At 69.6% G+C, this 17,967-nt stretch carries 14 protein-coding genes and 1 tRNA gene; 8 read left to right on the top strand and 7 right to left on the bottom strand.

Annotated features, from left to right (window positions below; translation table 11 throughout):
* Positions 1 to 10: 10 nt before the first annotated feature.
* Both MKK88_RS17075 and MKK88_RS17070 read left to right on the top strand, forming a co-directional pair.
* Positions 11 to 433 carry a tripartite tricarboxylate transporter TctB family protein gene (locus tag MKK88_RS17075; RefSeq protein WP_244001726.1) on the top strand — a complete coding sequence of 141 codons (423 nt, stop codon included), beginning with the start codon at positions 11 to 13 and terminating at the stop codon, positions 431 to 433.
* Positions 433 to 1,989: a tripartite tricarboxylate transporter permease gene (locus MKK88_RS17070; RefSeq protein ID WP_244001724.1), complete on the top strand. Its 1,557-nt coding sequence runs from the start codon at positions 433 to 435 to the stop codon at positions 1,987 to 1,989. The genes MKK88_RS17075 and MKK88_RS17070 overlap by 1 nt, the downstream gene beginning before the upstream one ends.
* Positions 1,990 to 2,702: 713 nt before the next feature.
* Here MKK88_RS17070 and MKK88_RS17065 read toward each other — a convergent pair.
* Positions 2,703 to 3,932, bottom strand: a complete 1,230-nt coding sequence (locus tag MKK88_RS17065) for an MFS transporter (RefSeq protein WP_244001722.1) — start codon at positions 3,930 to 3,932, stop codon at positions 2,703 to 2,705.
* 92 nt (positions 3,933 to 4,024) lie between these two features.
* Between MKK88_RS17065 and gcvA the strand changes: the two genes are divergently transcribed.
* Together gcvA and MKK88_RS17055 are read left to right on the top strand one after the other, a co-directional pair.
* Entirely contained in the window at positions 4,025 to 4,912 is an 888-nt protein-coding gene (gene gcvA, locus MKK88_RS17060; protein ID WP_244001719.1) for a transcriptional regulator GcvA, read from the top strand.
* 131 nt (positions 4,913 to 5,043) lie between these two features.
* Complete coding sequence (locus tag MKK88_RS17055; RefSeq protein WP_244001717.1) at positions 5,044 to 7,188, top strand: helicase-related protein; 2,145 nt, start codon at positions 5,044 to 5,046, stop codon at positions 7,186 to 7,188.
* Positions 7,189 to 7,281: 93 nt separating this feature from the next.
* On the opposite strand, the gene MKK88_RS17050 is transcribed toward MKK88_RS17055, so the two are convergent.
* The 3 genes from MKK88_RS17050 to MKK88_RS17040 form a co-directional block, all read right to left on the bottom strand.
* On the bottom strand, positions 7,282 to 8,397 hold the full coding sequence (locus MKK88_RS17050) for an acyltransferase family protein (RefSeq protein WP_244001715.1): 1,116 nt from the start codon (positions 8,395 to 8,397) through the stop codon (positions 7,282 to 7,284).
* 190 nt (positions 8,398 to 8,587) lie between these two features.
* Positions 8,588 to 9,037, bottom strand: a complete 450-nt coding sequence (locus MKK88_RS17045; protein ID WP_244001713.1) for a response regulator — start codon at positions 9,035 to 9,037, stop codon at positions 8,588 to 8,590.
* Positions 9,034 to 9,543, bottom strand: a complete 510-nt coding sequence (locus MKK88_RS17040) for a hypothetical protein (protein WP_244001711.1) — start codon at positions 9,541 to 9,543, stop codon at positions 9,034 to 9,036. The genes MKK88_RS17045 and MKK88_RS17040 overlap by 4 nt, the downstream gene beginning before the upstream one ends.
* An 852-nt stretch (positions 9,544 to 10,395) precedes the next feature.
* Between MKK88_RS17040 and MKK88_RS17035 the strand changes: the two genes are divergently transcribed.
* From MKK88_RS17035 to MKK88_RS17020, 4 genes are all read left to right on the top strand, one after another.
* Positions 10,396 to 11,274, top strand: a complete 879-nt coding sequence (locus MKK88_RS17035) for a hypothetical protein (protein ID WP_244001709.1) — start codon at positions 10,396 to 10,398, stop codon at positions 11,272 to 11,274.
* Positions 11,250 to 11,783, top strand: coding sequence for a hypothetical protein (locus MKK88_RS17030; protein WP_244001707.1), 534 nt, complete (start codon positions 11,250 to 11,252; stop codon positions 11,781 to 11,783). The genes MKK88_RS17035 and MKK88_RS17030 overlap by 25 nt, the downstream gene beginning before the upstream one ends.
* 594 nt (positions 11,784 to 12,377) lie before the next feature.
* Positions 12,378 to 12,860: a nucleoside deaminase gene (locus MKK88_RS17025; protein ID WP_244001705.1), complete on the top strand. Its 483-nt coding sequence runs from the start codon at positions 12,378 to 12,380 to the stop codon at positions 12,858 to 12,860.
* Between the two features lie 549 nt (positions 12,861 to 13,409).
* Positions 13,410 to 14,366, top strand: coding sequence for an antibiotic biosynthesis monooxygenase (locus MKK88_RS17020; protein ID WP_244001703.1), 957 nt, complete (start codon positions 13,410 to 13,412; stop codon positions 14,364 to 14,366).
* 127 nt (positions 14,367 to 14,493) lie between these two features.
* Here MKK88_RS17020 and MKK88_RS17015 read toward each other — a convergent pair whose 3' ends face one another.
* The 3 genes from MKK88_RS17015 to MKK88_RS17005 all read right to left on the bottom strand — a co-directional run bounded on the left by MKK88_RS17015 (position 14,494) and on the right by MKK88_RS17005 (position 17,510).
* On the bottom strand, positions 14,494 to 15,450 hold the full coding sequence (locus MKK88_RS17015; RefSeq protein ID WP_244001701.1) for a helix-turn-helix domain-containing protein: 957 nt from the start codon (positions 15,448 to 15,450) through the stop codon (positions 14,494 to 14,496).
* Between the two features lie 335 nt (positions 15,451 to 15,785).
* Positions 15,786 to 17,081: an MFS transporter gene (locus MKK88_RS17010; protein ID WP_244001699.1), complete on the bottom strand. Its 1,296-nt coding sequence runs from the start codon at positions 17,079 to 17,081 to the stop codon at positions 15,786 to 15,788.
* A 352-nt stretch (positions 17,082 to 17,433) separates the two neighbouring features.
* Positions 17,434 to 17,510, bottom strand: a tRNA-Met gene (locus tag MKK88_RS17005).
* Positions 17,511 to 17,967 lie beyond the last annotated feature (457 nt).

The raw sequence follows: 17,967 nt of genomic DNA, 5'->3' as shown, positions 1-17,967 counted from the left end.
GAGCCCCGACATGGTCAACCAGAATGCCGTCCGCGGCGTGGTCCTCAGCGCCATCGCCCTCTGCTTCGGTCTGACGGCGCTCCGCTACCCGATCGGCAGCTTCGCGCATGCCGGCGCCGGCCTGTTCCCGCTGCTGGTCAGCGCCCTGCTCCTCCTCATCGGCGTCATCACGCTGGTCCAGGCGCGATTCGAGCCCGCCAAGCCCATCCCCTTCGCGTGGCGCAACATCGGCATCATCCTGCTCAGCCTCGTCGTCTTCGTGGTGGCCGCCCAGGTCGCCAGCATCGTCCTCGGGATCGTGCTCCTCGTCATGGTCTCGTCGCTCGCGGCCACGTCCTACTCGTGGAAGCGGGTGCTGGCCGTCTCGGTCGCCCTCATCGCCGTGGCGCTCGCGTTCCAGAAGCTGCTCGGCCTCAACCTGCAGGTGATCTGATGGATGTGATCACGAACCTCGCCTCCGGGTTCGAGCACGCGCTCACCTGGAGCAACCTGCTCTATTGCGCGATCGGCTGCGTCATCGGCACCCTGATCGGGCTGCTGCCCGGGCTCGGCCCGCTGGCGACGATCAGCCTGCTGCTCCCCCTGACCTATTCGATCCCGGTCGACGGCGCGCTGATCATGCTGGCCGGGATCTATTACGGCGCCCAGTACGGCGACAGCGTCAGCGCGATCACGATGAAGATTCCGCACGCGTCGAGCATCGTGGCCTGCATCGACGGCTACCAGATGACGCTGAAGGGTCGCACCGGCCTCGCGCTGTTCACCGCGGGCGTGTCGAGCTTCATCGGCGGCACCGTCGCCATCGTGGTCCTGGCGTTCCTGGCGCCGCTCCTCGGACAGGTCGCCTTCCTGTTCGGGCCGGCGGAGTATTTCGCGCTCATGCTGCTCGGGTTCGTCTGCGTCAGCCTCGTGACGACCGGCAGCCTGCTGAACGGCCTCGCCATGTGCCTGCTCGGCGTGCTGCTCGGCCAGATCGGGACCGACCTCGAATCCGGCACGCTGCGCTTCACCCTGGGCCTGGCGCCGCTGGCCGACGGCGTGAGCGTCGTGAGCGTGGCGCTCGGCTGCTTCGGGATCGCCGAGATCTGCCGGAACCTCGACGCCCGCGAGGAGCGGACGCCGTTCAACGGCAAGATCCACCTGATGCCGAGCTGGCCGGAATTCAAGCGCATCCTCCCGAGCGCGCTGCGCGGCAGCGCGGTGGGCTCGCTCCTCGGGATTCTGCCGGGGGGCGGCCCCACCATCGCGCAATTCGCCGCCTATGCGATCGACAAGAAGGTGAGCAAGTACCGGCACGAGATTGGCTCGGGGTCGATCGAGGGCGTCGCCGGGCAGGCCGCCGCCGACGAAGCCGCCGCCCGCACGAGCTTCATCCCGCTCATGAGCATCGGCATCCCGGAGAATGCCGTGATGGCGCTGATGATGGCGGCCTTCATCATGAAGGGCATCCAGCCCGGCCCCAACATGATCGCCAAGCACCCGGACCTGTTCTGGGGCCTCGTTGCCAGCATGTGGATCGGCAACTGCTTCCTGCTGATCCTGAACGTGCCCCTGGTCCGGTTCTGGCTGTCGCTGTTCAAGATCCCCTACAGCGTCCTGTTCCCGTCGATCCTGTTCTTCTGCTGCGTCGGGACCTACAGCGTGAACAACAACCTCGACGACGTTCTCATCACCGCGGGCTTCGGCCTGCTCGGCTACGTCCTGATGCGTCTGAGCCTCGATCCGGCCCCGCTGATGCTGGGCTTCATCCTGGGCCCGATGCTGGAGGAGAACTTCCGCCGCGCCATGCTGCTCGGCCGCGGCAGCTTCACGGTCTTCGTCACGCAGCCGATCAGCGCGACGCTGCTGGGGTTCATCGCCGTGCTGATCGGTGTGCAGATCGCGTACGCGGTCATGGGGATACGGACGCATCGATCCAAGACCAGCGATGTCGAACGCCCGGTCCAGACCACAGCACCCGCCGCCATCATCAAGGCGCCCGGCCTGTAGGCGGACCGCGATCCTGTCGTCGGGCCTGTCGCCGCCTGAACCCTCTAGCAGAGCGTGGATTTTGTGCCTCCGCTCTGGGGCGGGACGATACCGAGCTGCGACAGCGGGAGCGCTCACCGGCGAAGTGGATACTGGTTCGGCGCGAGAGCGCGCGCCACAATGACTGCGGGCCACGCACACGTGCAACGCCATGGGACAGGACAGCGCCCGATTGCATCCAGCCCTCCACCTCGGGATGAGGGGTGGGTTGGACGGGGGATCAGGGGCTTCCGGTCTTGTGTCGTGTACCGTGTGCACCGCAATCAGGGCCGGCTTCTGGGCGACGTCCGCATCCCACCATCACGCCGATGGGCCGGAGCGACTGGCCTCGGTCGAAACCAGCCCGCCGCATGGTCGAGCCGATGGAGGTTGCCCGCCGGGCAGTCGATGCAACGCGCCCTCCTGCGCTGAACCGGCGCCCCTGTCGGTGGAGAGCGCTCTCACGGGCCGCTGCCGGGGCCACCGTGGGCTCGGGCTCCGTGCGGCCTCTCGGCGTGCGGTGCGGGGCGATGCGGCGGCGAACGGAATCTTGGACGCGGGGCGTCAGCTGTCGGATCAAGCCGGTCGCCCCGGTGCCACGATGCACGACGTCCTCGCGCAAATCCGCGCCGACGGACTTACCGGGGCCGCGGCGGGATCCGGCCCGGTTTTCCGGCATGCGCTGACGCCGTCCATCAGGCCCGCCCGCGCCCCGGCCCGAGATGCGGCGCCAGCGCCAGCATGAGCGGCACCGCGGCGAGCGCCGTCGCCGCCGAGGCCGCCGCCGCCCAGTGCGGGCCGGCCGCATCGCCGAGCCGCCCGTAGAGCAGCGGCGCCGTCAGCGCGCTGCCGCCGAGCGTCCAGGTGTAGAACACCGCGAAGGCCCGCTCGACCTGGCCGCCGGGGGCGAGCTCCGGCACCGTGCCGTAGAGCACCGAGGAGGTGCCGTTCAGCATCACGCCGAGCACAGGCAGCAGAAGCAAAGCGGGCGCGAGCGGCAGCGCGATCACCGCGAGGATCATCACGGCGGTTCCGGTCTCGGTCAGGATCACCGTGCGGGTCACGCCGAGGCGCTCGCCGATCCGGCCACAGACCGCCTTGCCCAGGGCGCCGCCGATGAAGACCAGGGAGAGCGCGAGACCCACCGTGGTCAGGGCCGCGCCCTTCTCCTGCATCAGGAACGGCAGGTAGATCAGGAAGGCCGGCCGGGCGGCGTTGTCGAGCATGCCGATGGCGACGAGCAGGCGGAAGCCGCCCCGCGCCGCGGGCGCGCCGATGGCCCGCGCCGGTGCCCGTGCCGCCGCGCCTGGAGCGGCCTTGCGTGAGGCGCGATCACGCGGCAGCAGCCGGCCGACGGCGAGCGCCACGATCAGTCCTGCGCCCGCCACCACCCACAGGGCGTGGCGCCAGCCCGTCAGGGTCAGCAGGAAGCCGACCAGCGGCGGCACCGCCGCCTTCCCGAGATCGCCGGTGAAGTTGTAGGTGCCGAGCGGGCCCCGGGCCGCGGATCCGTAGGCCCGGGCGATCACCGCCGAGGCCAGGGGATGCTGGGTGCTGCTGCCGGCCCCACCAAGCAGCAGGCCGAGTCCGAGCCCGATCAGGCCCCCCGAGGCGCCCGCGACGGCGTAGCCCACGGCGCTCAGCAGGGTGCCGAGCATCAGGACGGTCCGGGCGCCGAACGATCGGGCGAGGCGGCTCGCCGGCATCTGCAGCGCCGCCAGGGCGCCGTTGTAGAGCGAGCGCAGCAGCGCCAGGGCGACGTAGTCGAGGCCGAACTCGGCCTGCCAGACCGGCAACAGCACGTAGATCAGATCGGTATAGCCGTCGTGCAGGGCGTGGTTCAGCCCTGTCACCGCGAGGATGCGCCGGGCCTCCCCGGGTGAGGCGGCGTCGATCGATGCGGTCGGGTTCGACGCGAGGGCCATCCTGTCACCTTCTGGCTACCGGCTCAGGATGGGCGGCTGGTTGGCGGCTGACAAACGACTTATGCTGACAGACGCGTGAGGAAATCTGACCCGTGCATCGGCGGCTGCCCCCCCTGAACGCCGTGAAAGCCTTCGAGGCCGCGGCCCGGCACGCGAGCTTCACCCGGGCAGCGGACGAGCTGCACGTCACTCACGGGGCGGTGAGCCGGCAGGTGCAGATGTTGGAAGCGTGGCTCGGCGCGCCCCTGTTCGAGCGCCACAACCGCCGCGTCGTCCTCACCGAGACCGGCGCCGCCTTCGCCGCCGAGATCGGAGCGGCCCTCGACCGCATCGCCCTCGCCACCGCCCGGCAGGTCGAGCGCGGCCGGCCGCGTCTGCTGCATGTCAACGCCCTCGCCACCTTCACCCTGCGCTGGCTGATCCCGCGCCTGTCCGGCTTCCAGCGGGCCAACCCGGCGATCGAGGTACGGCTGACGACCTCCAACGTGCCCCTGGCGCAACTGACGGAGTCGTTCGACGTGGCGATCCGGGGCGGGCCGGACACGCGCCCCGGGCACGTCGCCGAGCCCTTCCTGTCCGAGCGGCGCATCCCCGTCTGCAGCCCGGCCTTGCTGCGGCGCCTCCCGCTCGCCTCACCCGACGAACTCCGGCAGCACACGCTGCTGCACGCCGCGACGCTGCCGCGGGTCTGGCCGGACTGGCTGCGCGCGGCGGGCGTGCCGGATCTGACGCCGCAGGCCTCGGTGACGCTGGAGCATTTCTACCTGACGCTCCAGGCCGCCCTCGACGGGCTCGGCGTCGCCATGGGACCCGAGCGGCTGATCGCCGACGACGTGGCGGCGGGCCGCCTGACCCTGCCCTTCGCGGGCCCGGCCCTGCCGGCGCGGAGCTACTACACCTATGTCCCGGCGGCCCGGACGGAGGATCCGGCGATCCGCGCCTTCTGCGGCTGGCTCGCGGAGGCGGCGGGGCGGCCGTGACACGCCGTCATCGCGAGCCCGGCGAAGCGATCCGGAGTGGCGCGCCGCCTCCGCCCGGCGCATGAAGGGGATCCGGAACGCGCCCGACACAGTCCGGGTTGGCGTGAGACGCTTCTGCCCAAGGTGACCGCATGGCGCGCAAGCGTCTCCGTCCGACGATCGAAAGCCTGATCGAATCCCTCGGCCGGCTCGGCCTGTCCCCGGAGGCGGTCGATCTCGACCGGCTGCTCGCCCAGCTCGACCTGCCCGAGTACGGCGCCGAGGTCGACGACGAGCGCGTCGCCCAGGCGCTGCGTGCGATGAAGGCGGCCCGGGCCTTCGCGGAGACCGGGGTCCCGGCGATCCGGCAGGCGATTCCCAACCTGCGGGCCGTGGTGACCAAGGACCACCGGATCACGTGGCTGGTCCGGACCGAGATCCCGCTCCTCGACAACGGCCGGCTGGACCTGCGCCTCGACGTCGCCCCGGATCCGGAGGCGGCCGCGATCCTCGCCCGGATGGCGGCCCGCAACGATCCTTCCCACGGGCTGGAGGCCCTGCGCGCGGCCTTGGCGCGCACCGCCCTCGAGGCGACCCGCGCCCTGCACAAGCCGGTCGACCGGCTGCGCGCGCAGCTCCTGGTCGACCTGCGCGAGGTCGGGGCGGATGCCGCCGCCTACATCGCCCATATGGACCGGTCGCTCCGGTCCCGGGTGTTCACCTACGGGCCGAAGCTCGCCCGGGGCCTGAACGATACGCTCACCCCCGTCCGCCGCCACGCCAAGGCGGTGGCGCGCGAGGGCTCGCGCCTGCGCCGGCTGCGCGATCAGGTCGGGTTCGGCGCCTATATCGAGCGGTTCACGGCCGCCCGGCGCCTCAACCGGAAAATCCTGTTCCACATGGGGCCGACCAATTCCGGCAAGACCTACGCGGCCCTGCAGCACCTGACGGCAGCCGAGACCGGCGCCTATCTCGCGCCCCTGCGCCTCCTCGCCCTGGAGAACTACGAGACCCTGCGCGAGCGGGGCCTGCGCGCCGGCATGATCACCGGCGAGGAGGTGCTGGGCGAGGCGAACCCGACCCACACCGCCCGCACCATCGAGACCGCCGACCTGACCCGGCCGATCGACGTCGCGGTGATCGACGAGATCCAGATGCTGTCGGACCCCGACCGCGGCTGGGCCTGGACCAACGCCCTGTTCGGGGTCGCGGCCCGGACCGTGATCGTCTGCGGCTCCGACGACGCCCTGTCGTATGTCCGCCGCGCCGCCGAGGCCGCCAACGAGTCGCTGGAGGTCATCCCCTTCACCCGCAAGTCGCCGCTGCTGCTGATCGAGCAGCCGGTCCCCCTGGAGAAGGTCGAGGCGGGCGACGCGGTCGTGGCCTTCTCCCGCCGGGCCGTCCATGAGAACCGCGAGATCCTGGTGGCCCGCGGCCACCGGGTGGCGACGATCTACGGCGCCCTCTCGCCGGAGGTCCGCCGGGCGGAGGCCGCGCGCTTCCGCTCCGGCGAGGCCAACGTGCTGGTCACCACCGACGCGATCGGCATGGGGCTCAATCTCGGGCCGCTGAAGCGGATCGTGTTCTCGGCGGTGCGCAAGTGGGACGGGACCGCCGAGCGGGCGCTGACCCATTCCGAACTCCGCCAGATCGCCGGCCGGGCCGGCCGCTACGGCCACCAGGATGTCGGCTACGTGGCGGCGACCGACGCCACTGCGATCGAGCCGATCCGCACCGCCCTCTCGGGCGCCCCGACGGCGCCGGCGGCCGACACGCGCTTCTTCGTCCGGCCGGATCTCGGGGCGATCCGCTCGGTGGCCGAGGAGATGCGCACCCACAGCCTCTACGAGGTGCTGACCCACTTCGCCCGGGCGACCTTCTACGCGGGCTCGCCGTTCCAGCCCTCGGCCCTGGAGGAGGTGCTCGACGTCGCCCGCACCGTCGACCGGGCCCGGCTGCCGATCGAGGAGAAGTTCGCCTTCTCGGTCTGCCCGATCGACCGGCGCGACGAGATCGCCATGGGGCTGCTGGAGCGCTGGTGCCAGGCGCGGGCGGCGGGGCTCACGGTGCCGGCTCTGCGCGGCAACCTCGCAGGCGCCCTCGACTACCAGGAGCGGACCGTGAAGCTCGCGAGCGCCTATCTCTGGCTGTCCCGGCGCTTCCCCGAGACGTTCGACGACGTGGAGGCGATCCGCCACATGCGCGGCCGCGCCAACGATTCCATCGAGCAGCACCTGCGCGAGACCGCCACCCGCAAGGCCGAGCGACGCACCCGTCGCAGCGCCGGGGGACGCTGACGGGCGGGCCTTGAAGGCCCGGATTCAAAAGGTCCGGGACCTTTTGCGGCTGCAGGGCAGCGCCCCGCTGTCGCGCTTCAACGCGCCAGGGCTTCACCCCGGCAACCGACCCAGGGGCAAGCCCTTCGGAATGCCGGGGCGGGGGATCGATCGATTCCCGATCAAACGCCGGCCCAGGCGGATGCAGGGCCGCTCCACGAAGCGGTGGACCGGGGCCGCGATGGCCAGCGCGACCAGCATCGCGGCGGCGATCAGGACGTGGCCGGGGACGACGAGCCCTACCGCCCGGGCGGCGGCGAACACCACCTCCTGGGCGACCGGGCCGAACAGGTAGAGGCCGTAGCTCACCGCGCCGAGCCACGCGAGGAGCGGCGCCTCGATCCGCCAGCGGGTGGTCATCAGGGCGAAGAGCAGCAGCGCCGTCTCGTAGGTGGCGGTGTAGCGGTACCACGTCTCGCCGAAGCCGAAATCGCGGCCATAGGCCAGCACCGAGACGACGGGGATCGCCAGCGCGATCAGGGCCAGGACACCGAGGGCGGCGCGCCGGGCCTCGGCCTGCCCCTCGACATGCCAGCGGCGCCAGAGCGTCCCCCACAGCATGATCGCCAGGGCCAGCGGCAGAGCGACCGGCAGGGCCTTGCCGAGGTGATGGCGGGCGACCGCCATCAGGATGGCGGCGGCCAGCATCGTCACGGCCGCGCCCGCGAGGCCGCGCGTCCGCTGGAGCAGCCCGGCGCAGAACAGGAGCACACAGAGCCCGTAGAAGATCAGCTCGATCTGCAGCGTCCAGTACAGGAGGATGATGTTCTCGACGCCGACGAACTGCTGGAGCATCGTCAGGTTGGCCAGAACGGTCGAGACCGCGATGTCCCGACCCGGCGCGACATAGAAGGCGTAGATCCCTAGGGGGATCGAGAGCCAGTAGGCCGGATAGAGGCGGAAGAACCGGCTGACCGCGAAATCCCGGACGGGGGTGCGGCTGCGCGCGTCGAGCGAATAGGGAACGACGAAGCCGGAGACGGCGAAGAACATCACCACCGCCACCTTCCCGAGGTCGACGGACTGGGTGAGCAGCTCGAACAGGATCCGCTCGAGCCCGCTCCCCGCCTGTCCGGTCTTCACGAGATGGTCCGCGACGTGGAAATAGATCACCGCCAGGGCGGCGAGGCCGCGGATCGTGTCGACATAGCCCAGCCGTGCGCTCCGCATCGCTCCACCCGTGAAAACGCAAGACGACGGCGCTCAGTCGGCCGCACATCACGCGGGAAACAGTAGAGCCATTCCCTGATGGCTTCACATCCGAATCGATTGCGGGCTCCGAAACGATCTGGACAGGGTTAAGACGGCCGTCGACACCACAGGCACCGGGCGCCGCACTCCGGGTGGGCACGGATCACGGTCAGGCCGACCACACCTCCGCCAGGGTCCGCCGCAGATCGGCCGGCATGAAGGGTTTGACGAGGCAGGCATTTACCCCGGCCCGCCGCACGGCCGTGAAGGCGTGCGCGTGCTCCTTCGTGGTCATCATCACGAACAGCGTCTCCCGCAGGCGACGGTCGTCACGCACCCGGCGCAGGAGCTCGAAACCCGACATCGGAAACATGTGGAGATCCGAGATGACGAGGCCGTAGGCATGCGCGCTCAGCATCTCCAGCGCGGCGGCCCCGTCCGGGGCCTCGTGGACGTCGCGCACGCCGATCTGCTCCAGGACGGCGCGGACCACCGTGCGGATCAGGGGCACATCATCGACCACGAGCACCGGCATCCGGCGTGGATCCGGCGCCGGCCCGTCGCCCGGCTTCGGCAATGGGCGCGGCGCGGGCGGCGGCAGTTCGGACGGTCCGCTCATGCCGCGACCTGGGCGTTCGGCTCGGGAAACTCCGACAGGATGGTCGCCTGCACGCGCATCAGCCACGATTCCGCGTGGCGCGCCCTGTCTTCGGCCCCGCGCGCCCGGGCTTCGGCAGCCGCCACCCGCGCCTCGGCGGCGGCGACGCGGGCTTCGGCACGATGGCGCACCTCGTCCGCCAGGGTTTCGGCTTGCTGGGCGCGCAGATCCGCGGCGACGATCCCGTCCTGAGCCCGCTGAAGCGCTTCTCCCAGGGATCGATCCTGGTCGCGGGCACCGACCTCGATCCGTCGCAGGCGGCGCGCGGCCCCATGCACCAGATCGACCAGCCCGCTCCAATCCTGCGGCTCGACGTCCGAGTCCGATACCGGCGTCCGTTCGTCCACCGATGCGACGACGCGAAGGGACGCGTCGAACCGCCCGCCGGACGCGCCAGCGCGGTCCGGGCCGATCAGGTCGGCCAGCCGGGAACAGGCGTCGTCGGAGAACCGCTTTATATCACTCACGACACTTTTCTCGTCCCCACCCGTAAGAACGTAAGAAGACTTTATTGGTAAACAGATCCTTTAAACACAGTTCACCATCCGTTGAGGGCACCGCACTCAACTGGTCTTGACAGCCCGGATCATGGTCGGCCGCGCCCCCGGCCGGGAGCCTCTGCCTTGGCGCACTCTTGCGCCGATCGGCGTCCCCATCAGCGGAGAGCGCCCTGGGTGACCACCGGAGATAGCGGGAGGACGATGCCCGGCACATCGTTGTCGTCCGACTTTACCGCGGATGAGCGGAGTCGCGGCGGGGTCAGCGCAGGCACAGATTCGTATGACGATCTGTCAAGCTTACCGAGGATCAGACGCTCGACTGGTCTACGCAGTCGCCACGATGCCCTGGACGAACGAACATAGTTAATAATCGGAAGAAGATGTGAATTAAAACTGTCACGCTTATATAATGCTTGCATTCACATCTCATTACGCCCCTCTATTAAATCAGCAATGTGGAGGAGGGGACGGATATGAAATACGTAAGTATAATCTGTTTTTCGGTCCTCATGACTCAATCGAACAATCCCGCGTGGGCCGGCAGTGGAAACGCGCTCGCGGGCGGCTGGAACGGCGCGTTGACGAGTGGCCTACAGATTCCGGCTCCGGCTCCGGCGCCCGCACCGGCCGCGAGCATCGGGATTTTTTCGGAATCGGCCTTCAGTTTCGGTTCCGGCGGCGGGTCGAGCGGGAATACGGGGGGCGCCCCGTCACCGGAGGTCAACGCCACCCTCGGTCTGATGCTCGTCGGCGGGACCGTGGCGTTGCTGCGCCGTCGGCGGATCCGCCGAGTCGATCCGACAGCCTGACGGTCCGCTCATGGCTGATGTTGCGCAGGGCGGCACGGACCGCCGGCCGGATGCACGGGGCGCGGGTCTCGCTGACCGTGCAGCGGCCTGGACCGTCCTGATGTTCTCTGCCGGCACCGTCCTCTCGGCCGCCCTGCAGCGCCACCTGTTCGAGCCGACCCAGACGGCCCAGCACCTCATCGAATTCAATGTCGGCGAAGCGTTCGCGCTGGCCGCGCTCCTGTGCCAGATCCTGGCCGCTCCGGCGCGCGGGATGGTGCTGGCGCGATCCGATCGCACGGTTCTGGCGCTGTCGGCCCTCGCGTGGTTCATACCCGAGCCGCACGGGGTCTATCTGGCGATGACGCTCGCCGGGGGCTGGTTTCTGCTCCGCAGGCGCGGCGAGCGGCCCTGGTCCGGTATCGGGCAGATCTGGGTCGCGCTGTCGATCTACGAGTTGTGGGGCAAGCTCGTCTTCAGGATCCTCTATCAATCCCTTGAGGGCGTCGAGGTCGGCCTGATCTCCGGGATCGGCCGTCTGGTCTATGGTGGGATCGGCCTGGAGGGCGCCAGCCTCCGCGTTCGCAGCGACTGGGCGATCACCGTCCTCGAAGGCTGCTCGTCCTTTCACAATCTGTCGCTGGCGGTGCTGGTCTGGCTCTCCATCCTGAAGATCGCCGAGCGGCCGGTCAGCCGTGCGGCGCTGGGCGTGCTGGCGACGAGTTTCGGCCTCGTCGTGGCGATCAACGCCGCGCGCATCCTCGCGATGCTTCCCTCCCGGGAGGCCTTCCATTTCTGGCACGATCACCTGGGATCGTCCCTGGTGGCGCTGAGCTCCGCCGTGGCGATGATCGTCCCGGCGCTGCTCTGGATCGAGGAGCGCGGATGCGTGCCGAGCCGCCGATCCTGACCGCCCCGGCCTGGGGTTGCCTCATCCTGCTGAGCCTCCTCCTCGGAGCCTCCCTGGCGATCCGACTCCAGGCCTATGCCGGTCCGTCCGAGGCCGGCGGGATGCCGGCCCGGGAGGTCGCCCTTCCGCCGATCGACCTCGGCGCGGGCGTCATGCTGCCGCGGGCCCTGGCCGGGCGCTACCGCGCACCTTTGGGCACCTGTTCAAGTCCGGCCCTCGTCACCTTCGTCGATGCGGGTCCCTACGGTTCGGATCCCTCGCTGATGGACGCGCCGCATCCCGGAGACCGGATCACCTACATCTGGCGCGGCTGGAACCTCGGGCGTCGCTTCGCGACCGTCGGCCTCAACGTGATCTACTTCACACAGAGGGCCTGGGCCCGGCTCACAACAGGACGGAACCCCACGAGCGACGACGTCGCGGTCAAGATCGTCGTGCCGGCGGGCTGCGACGTCTCGCCGGACGTGGTGCTGGCGGCGTTCCGGAAGCAGATGGCCCCTGCGGGCTGACCTTGCCCGACAGCCCGCGGTGACGCGCCCCCATCCATCCGCCGGGCCAGCCGATTTTTCTTGTTCCTGCGTATCGGGCTCATGACGCTCCCGTGACGAAGGGCCCGAAACGTGTCGCGGTGAACGATTCAGCTCTTTCCATGCGCCATTTTCGCATGTCCGAGGCAATCGTTCGAGCTGCTTATTCCGGATATCCAAATATTTACATGTGGAACTTGTGCCGGCGGCGGTTTGCATTGACGCTGATGCGGCATCCAGGTCTACTCAACTGGCAAGCCGATCACCGGCTCGGATACAGATTGCCCCAGCCATGACAGTGCTTCTGCGCAAACCCGATGGCGGGGCGATAGGGCTTTGCGCCCCGTTGTCCGGCTCCAGACCGGGGTGGGCAGAGATCCACGCGCACAATCTGGCCGAACGTCCAGAGGGGGCATTGTTTGCGAAGGTGCGGGGCGCTCAGGAAAACCCTGATCGGAACCATTGCCCGACCGAGACATGAATCTTCGGAGGCACGCCCCGCGACAGGGCAGCCCATCCATCGGCCGAGCGAGATGATACGCATCCTCACCGGCAGGACATCAGGCAGGGACTTCCATGACTGAGACGCACGAAGACTTCATGGCGCGCGCGATCGCCCTGTCCGAGAAGACATCGCTGATCGACAGCGCCGGCGGGGTGTTCGGCTCCGTGATCGTTCAGGATGGCCAGATCCTCGCGGAGGGCGCCAATCGCGTCGTCGCGGAGAACGACCCAACGTGGCACGGCGAGATCGAGGCCATCCGCAAGGCCTGCAAGGCACAGGGCAGCTTCAAGCTCCGGGACGCGACGCTCTATACCAGCGCCGAGCCCTGCCCGATGTGCCTGGCGGCCGCCTATTGGGCCGGCATCAAGCGGATCTACTATGCCGCGCAGGTCAAGGATGCCCTGGAATACGGTGGCTTCGATGACAGCATGATCTATGGCGAGCTCAAGAAGGATGTCGGAGATCGCTCCATCCCGACCCAGCAGATGATGCGCGAAGAGGCCGTCGAGGTCTGGAAGAAATACGCCCAGAAGGCGGACCGCGTCCCCTACTGAGCCACATCCATCATCTGATCGATCGGGCAGCCCGCTCGGACGCCATGTCCGGGCGGCTCACACCCCGGGTGGAGGCGGCCTATTCCGATCACAGCCCCGGCGAGCTGGTTCAAGCGGCCCTGACCTGGGGCCGAAGGCACCCCGGACACGAGCGGGGTCCCGCTGACGATCTTCTGCAGCCCGACCGGTCCGGGACTGCAGCGGACCAGGGCGCGATCCATGACGTCCAAGGTCTATGGGCCCCCTGGACGATGTGGCGGGGTGCGGGGGGTTCGATCAGGCCAATGCCGATTGGCATCGGGCGATCACGGACGCGCTTCGGCGGTACAAGGTCGGCCAGCACATCGGCGGGTCCGATACAGTCGGGCATCCGGAGATCGTTCCGCCGGCTTTCGCGCCCGAGACGTGGCAGAAACTCCGCGCCCTGCGTGACCACTCCGATCCGGAGCGCGCGGTCTTCGACCCTTTCGAGGGTTCGGCCGGCGATCGGGATCGACCCGTCGGCGACGCCGCATCCAGCGACACGTGTGGGTAAGGACCAGCGAACGCATGAGCGCGTCTCCGACATCCGTCAGCATCGTGACACAGACGACCGTCCGTCCGGAGAGCGCCGACGCCTTCGCCCGGTGGCAGGCCGAGACCAGCGCGGTCGTTGCGACCTTTTCGGGTTTCATCGAGCAGCGCCTGCTCCCCCCGCACCCGCCCCTGCAAGTGGATTGGGTGATCCTCCAGCGCTTCGGCAGCCTGGAGCAGGCCAAGGCGTGGCTCGGCTCCCCGGAGCGGAGGGCCCGCATCGCGGGCGCCGCCGCCATGCTCCTGGGCCGCGACGACGTCCATATCGTCCAGGACGATGCCGGCGCGGCCCGCACCGCCCCGGCCTGCGCGGTGATCAGCACCCGGGTGAAGCCCGGCATGGAGGCGGCTTATCGCCTCTGGGAGCAGAAGGTCGCCGCGGCGCAATCCAAGGCGCCCGGCCTGCAGGGCTATCGGTTCGAGCCGGCCGTGCCGGGGGTGCAGGAGGATTGTGTCGCGATCCTGCGGTTCGATGGCGCGGCGAACCTGCACGCCTGGATGGACTCCCCCGAGCGGAAGGCACTGGTCGCCGAGGCGGCCCCGCTGACCGCCGAGTTTCACGCGCGGACGGTGCAGAGCGGCTTCGAGCAGTGGTTCCGCGATGTGGCGCCGGCCGGGGCTTCGGCCCCCGTGTGGTGGAAGATGAACATGATCGTCATCCTCACGCTCTATCCGACGGTCTTTCTCTGGGGCCTGCTGGTCGGCACGCCGATCCTCGACCGCACCTGGAAGCTGGATTTCCCCCTTGCCCTGTTCATCGGCAACGTATTCAGCGTGTTCCTCACGGCGCAGTTCGTGCCGTGGACCGCCAAGCGGCTCGGCTGGTGGCTGTCGCCGGATCCGCAACGGCGCGCCCGTGTCGATCTCCAGGGCACCGCGCTGCTGATCGCCGCCTACGCGACCCTGATCCTCGTTTTCTGGAACCGTGTCTGACGGGCCGCCCGGCATCCGCGATGCCGCCTGGGTCCATCGAAGGGCCTGTGATGCGTCCGTGCGTTTCCCGGGTCGCTGATCGCCGGCCGCGCCATCCACCGGAAATGGGGGCTGCTCCGCGCTCCGGTCAGGGGCGCGCGGCCCGGAGATCGCGCGGCGACAGGCCGAAGCGTCTGCGGAACCCGCGGTTGAACGCCGGGACGTCGCTGAAGCCGCAGGCATACGCGATCGTGGCGATCTTCATCGCGTCGTCCCGCGGAGCCTCCAGCCGTCGCCGCGCCAGATCGAAGCGGGTGTCGCGGATCGCCGCCGCGATGCCGCCGGACGCCGCGAAGGCCCGGTAGAGGCTCGACCGGGAGATCCCCAAGGCGGCGTAAATCTCGGCCGGATCAAGGTTCGGATCGTGGATCCGCCGCGCGATCTGGGCACGCGCCAGGGATTCGACGGCCACCCGCGACAGGTCTGCACCGGCCTCGCCGGTCCGGCTGCCGACGAGCGTCCCGAGGAGGTGCAGCGCCCCATCGATCGCGGCCTCGGCCTCCGCCTCCGACATCCAGGCGATCGACGCCGTCACCGTGCGCAGGAATGCCCCGAACGCCGCGCTTCCGCCATCGGCGCGGATGCTGCGGCCCACGAGGGTGTCGATGGGGCCGATTCGAGCCTCGAACGTCTCCCGCGGCAGAGCCAGCCGGATCTCCTCGTAGTCGCTCTGGGCTCCCGCCACCATCGGCTGGCCGCGCGACAGGAAGCCGACATCGCCGGCCCAAAGCTGCGCGCCGCTGCCGCACTGCTCCTGATACCCGATCCCGTCGACGGCGAGGCCGATCACCACCATGTCGCGGCCGCTGCGGTCGATGTGGCGGGGCCTGATCGTTACCCCGACCGGGCTGCTGATCGTATGGGTCAGGATCCAATCCGCCGAGACGACGGTGAGGCGCTTCGCCGAGAATCGCTCTTTCGGACGCAGGCGCGCGATGTCACCGAAGCGCGCGAGCGCGGTGGTGCGCCAGAAGTCGAAGGCCCGTTCGGGCTCGATATGGTGAGTCGACTCGACGAGGCTCGGGACGAGGGCCGGGCTGGACACGCGTGAGGCTCCCGTCATCATCCGTAGACAAGACCGGATGTCGCGAACACTTTATCGTCCGGATTTTGCGCGCCTGACAACAGGGAGCGCCCGTTTGCGATGGGACGCGGGTATGTCACAGATGCGGCACCGCTCCGTCGCCGGGAGGACATCGACTGCCCCGGGGTCTGTTCGGCGTGAAATCGCGGGTTTTCGAAGGGCGAGCCCTTTGGTGGGGTGTCGGGGTAACGGCCTGACCGCCCCGGGCGCAGCCCGACACCCGACGAGGTCCGGCACCAGGGCTCTGCCCTGGACCCGCGAAAGGGCACGCCCTTTCGAAACCAAGCCTCCGGCGCTCAGAGGTTCTGCGCGACGGGCTTACCGGACAGGCCCCGCGGGCCAGCGAGCAGGAGCGCTCCGCTCGCGACCAGAACGGCCGTGATGACGGCGAACATTCCGTGGGGTCCGTAGGCCGCCAGAGCCGGCAACAGGACGAAGGGCGCCAGCGCCGAGGCGATTCGGCCGCCCGCCCAGGCGCAGGTCAGGATCGAGGCCCGCCGCCGCGTCGGCAGCAGTTCCGTCGCATAGATCGACAGGATCGCCCCATAGGTCGCCGCCGCCGTGTTGAACGCGATGCCGAGCAGGACCAGGGTGACGAATCCGGTGCTTGCAGCGAAAACCGTGCCCAGGGCCGCCATCGTCCCGGCCAGGGCGGCAAGGCAGCCCCGCCGTTCCAGCCGGTCGACGACAGGGGCCGTGAGCAACGTCCCCAGCGGCGGTCCGAGCAGCGACAGGCCGGCAAAGACCAGGGATTGCTCGACCTTGAAGCCCTTCTCAAGGAGCACGACGGCACTCAGCAGGGGGAAGCCCAGGGTCGCCCACGGCGCGAGGGTGTAGAGGGCGATGAACAGGGCGGTCCGGTGGGGCACGGGCCGCTCCCCGGCGGGCGCCGGTGCCTCGGGCGGCACGGGCCGTGGTGGTTCCCCGAGCGGCGTGGCCGGTTGGGCGCCGACCGCATCCTCGAACCGCCGGCACGCCTCCCAGGCCGCGACGGGGCGCCCGGCCGAGGCGAGCCAGCGGGGCGATTCCGGAACGCACGCGAACAGTCCGGCCGCGAGCGCCGCCAAGCCGGCCCCGAGGATCAGCGCCCAGCGCCACGCCTCGATCCCGAGCGGCGTGGCCGGCGCGAGGATCTGGACCAGCAGGATGACGGCCGAACCGCCGAGGAACCCGATCCCGGCGCAGATCATCAGCATGGCACCGCGCCGCCGGGGCGGCATCACCTCGGCGAGGTAGGTCGCCACCAGGGGCGGGAAGCCGCCGATCGCGAAGCCCGACACCGCGCGCGCCGCCGTGAGCGCCGTGAGGCCGGTGCTCATCGCGGCCGCGAGCGAGCCGATCGTCATCAGGACCAGGGAAATCTGAAGCGCGCGCTTCCGCCCGAGCCGGTCGCCCAGCAGTCCGAAGACCGGCGCGCCGATCGCCCCGCCCGCGAACACGGAGGCCAGCAGCAGCGATAGGCTACTTCGCGGCAGATTGTGGGGTGGAGCAAGGAAGATGGCCGCCAGCGCGTTGCTCAGGGCGACCTCGGCGATATCGGTGAACACGCCGAGCGTGCTGACCGCGAGGATCACCCAGTGAAGCCGGGACATCGGCAGTTCGTCGAGGCGCCGCGCGAGCGCCCGGATGGGGCCGTCGCGGTCATCAACCGTCCCGTTCGGCGAGTCCCCCCGCGCCGCGCCTAAGAGCATCGTCTCCCTCAACCGAGGCGCCCGAGGGCCAGCAGCACTGCCTGAGGCCAAGCGGCCGCATCGCAGATCAGCAGACAGGCCGTCAAGACGGATCGGCGGGGCCGGCGAACCACTTTCGAGACGCACGGATCCGGAACGATTCACAACTCCGACAGCGGGCATCGGCCCGGGTCGACCTCGTCGCCACCCAAGATGGCCAAAAGCCCGCGGAGCGTATGGCTCAGCGGGCTTTCTGCTTGTGTGTCGTGAGATTTGGTTGCGGGGACAGGATTTGAACCTGTGACCTTCAGGTTATGAGCCTGACGAGCTACCGGGCTGCTCCACCCAGCGCCCATGGTACTGTGTCTCAAGGCACGGGAGAGTCGGTCGCCGCCAGACCCGCACATCGCAATCCACGCGTCGCTCGCCCAGAGGCGGCGCGCTTCCCTCGACACGACACCCATCCGGCCCCGGAGCCATCGCCCGCACGCACACCGCGTCGGCGCACCGGACCAGCCCCACACACTTGGCGCGGGGGCGATCTGCCCGGGAGCTCGCTAGGCCCCTACGCTGACACTCACAGGGTCAAATCCTGTCACGCAAACCCAACACCACGAACAACCAGCGACAAGCCCCCGTTCACCTGACCGAGGGCTTTCTGCTGTTCGGCCACTGGACCTGTCGCCAGGTTCCTCTTGGCCGCGCCCCGATTCTTCGTTCGCGCGGCGTACGGCGAAGGTGTCGTGGACCTGCCGCAATCGGCCTCGATAGCGTAGGGCCGCTGCGTGCGCGTCCGCCTTATCCAGGA

The sequence above is a fragment of the Methylobacterium sp. E-005 genome (assembly GCF_022829725.1).
In the GTDB taxonomy this organism is placed as follows: domain Bacteria; phylum Pseudomonadota; class Alphaproteobacteria; order Rhizobiales; family Beijerinckiaceae; genus Methylobacterium.
The sequence above is the reverse complement of the archived record's forward strand: the minus strand, read 5'-3'. Positions and strand labels throughout refer to the sequence as shown.

What these genes read in the sequence shown, in the direction of transcription:
- MKK88_RS17075 (WP_244001726.1), top strand. Translation starts at nt 11, where the DNA reads ATGGTCAACCAGAATGCCGTCCGCGGCGTGGTCCTCAGCGCCATCGCC.
- MKK88_RS17070 (WP_244001724.1), top strand. Translation starts at nt 433, where the DNA reads ATGGATGTGATCACGAACCTCGCCTCCGGGTTCGAGCACGCGCTCACC.
- MKK88_RS17065 (WP_244001722.1), bottom strand. Translation starts at nt 3,932, where the DNA reads ATGGCCCTCGCGTCGAACCCGACCGCATCGATCGACGCCGCCTCACCC.
- MKK88_RS17055 (WP_244001717.1), top strand. Translation starts at nt 5,044, where the DNA reads ATGGCGCGCAAGCGTCTCCGTCCGACGATCGAAAGCCTGATCGAATCC.
- MKK88_RS17050 (WP_244001715.1), bottom strand. Translation starts at nt 8,397, where the DNA reads ATGCGGAGCGCACGGCTGGGCTATGTCGACACGATCCGCGGCCTCGCC.
- MKK88_RS17045 (WP_244001713.1), bottom strand. Translation starts at nt 9,037, where the DNA reads ATGAGCGGACCGTCCGAACTGCCGCCGCCCGCGCCGCGCCCATTGCCG.
- MKK88_RS17035 (WP_244001709.1), top strand. Translation starts at nt 10,396, where the DNA reads ATGGCTGATGTTGCGCAGGGCGGCACGGACCGCCGGCCGGATGCACGG.
- MKK88_RS17030 (WP_244001707.1), top strand. Translation starts at nt 11,250, where the DNA reads ATGCGTGCCGAGCCGCCGATCCTGACCGCCCCGGCCTGGGGTTGCCTC.
- MKK88_RS17025 (WP_244001705.1), top strand. Translation starts at nt 12,378, where the DNA reads ATGACTGAGACGCACGAAGACTTCATGGCGCGCGCGATCGCCCTGTCC.
- MKK88_RS17020 (WP_244001703.1), top strand. Translation starts at nt 13,410, where the DNA reads ATGAGCGCGTCTCCGACATCCGTCAGCATCGTGACACAGACGACCGTC.
- MKK88_RS17010 (WP_244001699.1), bottom strand. Translation starts at nt 17,081, where the DNA reads ATGTCCCGGCTTCACTGGGTGATCCTCGCGGTCAGCACGCTCGGCGTG.